Annotated in this window: 6 protein-coding genes; 5 read left to right on the top strand and 1 reads right to left on the bottom strand. The window is 64.8% G+C overall.

What is annotated here, in order from left to right:
* The 5 genes from VGQ94_10200 to iscX all read left to right on the top strand — a co-directional run.
* Nucleotides 1-135: iron-sulfur cluster assembly accessory protein (locus tag VGQ94_10200; protein HEV2022884.1), on the top strand; the 135-nt coding region annotated here is incomplete at its 5' end.
* Nucleotides 136-210: 75 nt separating this feature from the next.
* Nucleotides 211-924, top strand: a complete 714-nt coding sequence (gene hscB / locus VGQ94_10195) for a Fe-S protein assembly co-chaperone HscB (GenBank protein HEV2022883.1) — start codon at nucleotides 211-213, stop codon at nucleotides 922-924.
* Complete coding sequence (gene hscA, locus VGQ94_10190; protein HEV2022882.1) at nucleotides 924-2840, top strand: Fe-S protein assembly chaperone HscA; 1917 nt, start codon at nucleotides 924-926, stop codon at nucleotides 2838-2840. Before hscB ends, hscA begins: the two co-directional genes overlap by 1 nt.
* Before the next feature lie 2 nt (nucleotides 2841-2842).
* On the top strand, nucleotides 2843-3262 hold the full coding sequence (locus VGQ94_10185) for a 2Fe-2S iron-sulfur cluster-binding protein (protein ID HEV2022881.1): 420 nt from the start codon (nucleotides 2843-2845) through the stop codon (nucleotides 3260-3262).
* 15 nt (nucleotides 3263-3277) lie between these two features.
* Complete coding sequence (iscX, locus tag VGQ94_10180) at nucleotides 3278-3490, top strand: Fe-S cluster assembly protein IscX (protein ID HEV2022880.1); 213 nt, start codon at nucleotides 3278-3280, stop codon at nucleotides 3488-3490.
* 60 nt (nucleotides 3491-3550) lie between these two features.
* Here the strand turns inward: iscX and VGQ94_10175 are convergent.
* Nucleotides 3551-4088, bottom strand: a 538-nt coding sequence (locus VGQ94_10175; GenBank protein HEV2022879.1) for a hypothetical protein, incomplete at its 5' end; no start/stop codon positions are given.

The following is a 4088-nucleotide window of genomic DNA, read 5'->3' as shown; positions in this document are numbered from 1 at the left end:
TTCGTGGATCCCAAATCGTTCATCTACCTGCACGGCATGACCCTGGATTACCAGGAAGGATTGATGCAGCAGGGATTCGTCTTCGTGAATCCCAATGCGTCGAAATCCTGCGGCTGCGGGACATCGTTTTCCTGAGCCGCTGGCGGGCTGGATTCGGCACCACGGTCGCTTGACGGCTCCGGAGCCGACGGGCCCGTGGTGAAACTTTCTATGGCAACAGAGACCCAGACACCGGCGGCCGTTTCCTGCTGGGCGTGCCACGCGGCGCTCCCGCAGAACGAGCACTTCTGCGCCGCTTGCGGCAAGGTGCAACCGGCCACGCCGACCGATTTCTTTTCTTTCTTCAGCCTGCCGCGCAAGCTGAATCTCGATGTCGCAGCGCTGGAGCGCGAGTTCTACCGCCTGAGCCGGAAGCTTCATCCCGACGTCTATGCCCGCGCCAGCCAGCAGGAGCAGCAGTGGAGCCTGGAGAAGAGTTCCCAGCTCAACGACGCGTATCGAACGCTGAAGGACCCCATCGAGCGCACCGCATCTCTGTTGAAGCTCGAGGGCGTGCAGCTCGAGGAACAGTCGAAGGCCGCGACCGACCGCGCCCGCCAGACGGGCGAGGAGAAGGAGCAGGTGGTTCCGCCGGAGCTGCTGGAAGAGGTCTTCGAGCTCAACATGCAGCTCGAAGAGGCGCGCGCCGCCAAAAAGATGGGCGAGGACGACTCGGACGTTCGGCGCGAACTAGAAACGCACAAAGAGCACTTCGAGGAAAAGCTCGAGGCGCTCTCCGCCGAGCTTCAAGGCTATTGGAACGACTGGGACCGGGCGTCGAGCGACGCGGAGCGCGCCAAGGCGCGCGATCGCATGGTGGACCTGCTGAACCGCAGGTCGTACATCCGCAATCTTGTAAGGGACGTGAAGGAAGCGATCGGCTAATGGCTGAAAAGCGCGAAATCATCGTCGGCATCGACCTGGGCACCACCAACTCGCTCGTCGCCTACATGGAGGGCGACGCGCCGGTGGTCATCCCGGGCGAGGACGGGGCCAACCTCGTCCCTTCGCTGGTTGCACTCGACGCACGGAACGAGGTCATCATCGGCAATCCCGCGCGCAAGCATCTGATCGAGACTCCCGAGCGCGCCGTCTACTCCGTCAAACGGCTCATGGGCCGAGGCATCGAGGATGTCGAGGACGAGCTCAAGCTCTTCCCTTTTCGCATGGCCGACGGCTTGAAGCCGGGCGAGGTGCTGCGCATCCGCTTGGGCGAGCGCGAGTTCGCGCCGCCAGAGATCTCGGCGCTCATCCTGCGCCAGCTCAAGCGCAACGCCGAGCGCTACTTCGGGGCGCCGGTCACGAAAGCCGTCATCACCGTTCCCGCCTACTTCAACGACGCGCAGCGCCAGGCCACCAAGGACGCCGGGCACATCGCCGGCCTGGATGTCCTGCGCCTGGTGAACGAGCCCACGGCGGCCTCGCTCGCTTACGGCCTCGACAAGAAGAAGGACGGCGTCATCGCGGTCTATGACCTGGGCGGCGGAACCTTCGACGTCTCCATCCTCAAGCTGCACGAGGGCATCTTCGAGGTCATCTCTACCAACGGCGACACGCACCTGGGCGGCGACGACATCGACAACCTGCTCATCACCATCGCGCTCGACGACATCCTGGGCGACCTGAAGCTCGACCTGCGGCGCAACGGCGAGGCGGTGCAGGCCATCCGCAAGGCCGTGATCGACGCCAAGATCGCACTGTCCTCCGCGGAAAAGATCGTCATCGAGGTCGAGCTGCCCGGCGGACACAAATACCAGCGCGCGATCACGCGCGCCCAGTTCGACGCCTTGATCGAGCCCATCACCGCGCGCACCGTCGGCCCCTGCAAGCAGGCGCTGGCGGATGCCAAGCTCACGCCCGCGCAGATTGACGAAGTCGTGCTGGTGGGCGGCTCTACGCGCATCCCCAAAGTTCGCGCGCTGGTGAAGGAACTCTTCCAGCGCGAGCCGCACATCGAACTGAATCCCGACGAAGTAGTAGCGCTGGGCGCGGCGGTGCAGGCCAACATCCTGGCCGGCGGTTCGGCAGCCACTGAGGACATGCTGCTGCTGGACGTGACGCCGCTCTCGCTGGGCATCGAGGCTCTGGGCGGCGTGGTGGCCAAGATTATCCACCGCAACTCCACGGTCCCGGCTTCGGCCGTCGAGCACTTCACCACCGGCGTCGAAGGACAGACCAACGTCGCCATCCACGTTTTGCAGGGCGAGCGCGAGCTGGCGCGCGACTGCCGGTCCCTGGCGCGCTTCGACCTGAAGGGCATCCCGCCCATGCCGGCGGGCCTGCCACGCATCGAGGTGAAGTTCCTCATTGACGCCAACGGCATCCTGCACGTCTCGGCGCGCGAGCAGCGCAGCGGCAAGGAAGCGGAGATCGAAGTGAAGCCCACCTACGGACTGACCGACGAGCAGGTGGAGCAGATGATCCTGGAGTCGTTCGACTACGCCGAAGAAGACTTCCGCCAGCGGCAGCTCATCGAGGCGCGCAACGAGGCGGAGAACATCCTGGGCGCGCTGGAGAAGGGGCGCAGCAACCCGGCATGGCAGCAACTCAAGAACGCCGAGCGCAAACGGATCGGGAAGCTCGAAGGGGAGTTGAAGAAGACGAGCCAGGGCGAGGACTACCGCGCCATCCGCGACGGCATCGAGAAGCTGAACCAGGCGACGCTGCGGCTGGCCGAGCTGATGATGGACTCGGCCGTCTCCTCGGTGCTTAAGGGCAAGACCATGGCACAGATGGCACAGGAGGACCTGGGCGAGGGACCGAGCGCACCCCATCCCATCGCTCCCGCGGAGATCGAATAATCATGGGCGGCAAGAATCCATACATCGAAGAAACCAAGTACACGCCGGCAACCCAGAAGTACAGGGTGAAGTTCGTCCGCGCGGGCCAGCCGGACACCGAAGTGGAGCTCGACCCGGAGAAGGTCCCCTACGGCCACAACGGGCTGCCGGGGTCGGTCCTGGACATCTCCGAGGGCTTCCACCTGGGGCTGGACCACGCCTGCGGAGGCGTGAACGCGTGCTCCACCTGCCACGTCGTCGTGCATGAGGGCCTGGATTCGTGCAACGAGGCCACGGACGCCGAAATGGACGAGCTGGACATGGCGCCCGGCATCACGCCCAAGTCCCGCCTGGGCTGCCAGTGCGTCCCCGACGGCACCAAGGACCTGGTGATCGAGATCCCGGAGTGGAACAAGAACTTCGTGAAGGAACCCGAACACTAGGAAGCAGGAGGCACGATGGATCTGAGCTGGGACAGCACCGAAGACATCGCCATCATGCTGTTGGAGAAGTTTCCCGACCTCGACCCGCTCACCGTGCGCTTCACCGACTTGCACAAGCACGTCATCGGGCTGCCCGGCTTCAGCGCCGACCCCAAGCTCTCCAATGAGGGCAAGCTCGAGGCCATCCAGATGGCCTGGCACGAGGAGTACAAAGAGAACCACGGCTAGCGCAGCGGTCAGCAGTCAGTCGTCCGCATTCAGCCAAGCCGGCAAACCCTTCCCCTGAAATCACCAGTCGGGATACTTCGCCCGGGCGCTCTCGTAGCGGGCCGAGGTCGTCCCGTGCTTCTTGTGGTAGCTGAGGACCTGGCGCTCGACGGGCGTGGGCAGAGATTGCCCCTCACCCACACGCTGGCTGCAGACGGCCTCCACCTCCGAAAGATTCTGGATGCGGTCGCGCGCGAGCGCGACGCGGATGCCTTTGGGGGCGATACATAGGGAGATGTGTTTGCCCTTGCGGCGGGCCGTGTCGGGATCGGCGGAGAAGGTCTTCTCCACCCCCTGGAAATTCCGGTAGCGCACGACGATGGTCTCTGTCCCCATGGGCTGCGGGCGGCTGGCCGGCGCGGCGCTCGCAGGCCGGGCCGCGGCGCTGCGCGGCTGAGCCCCGGAGGCACGCTGCGCTTCCGCCGCCTCTGAATCGAAGTTCTGGCAGGAGATGTTCGGGCACAGGACGCGCCCGCCGCTCTTCTTCGCGCCCGGCGATCCGCAATCCGGGCAGTTGATCTTCCCTGAGAAAAGGTCGAAGAGTCCCATGACTTCCCTC

The sequence above is a fragment of the Terriglobales bacterium genome (assembly GCA_035937135.1).
GTDB lineage: Bacteria > Acidobacteriota > Terriglobia > Terriglobales > Acidobacteriaceae > DASYVL01.
This window is presented reverse-complemented; position numbering and strand designations above follow the sequence as displayed.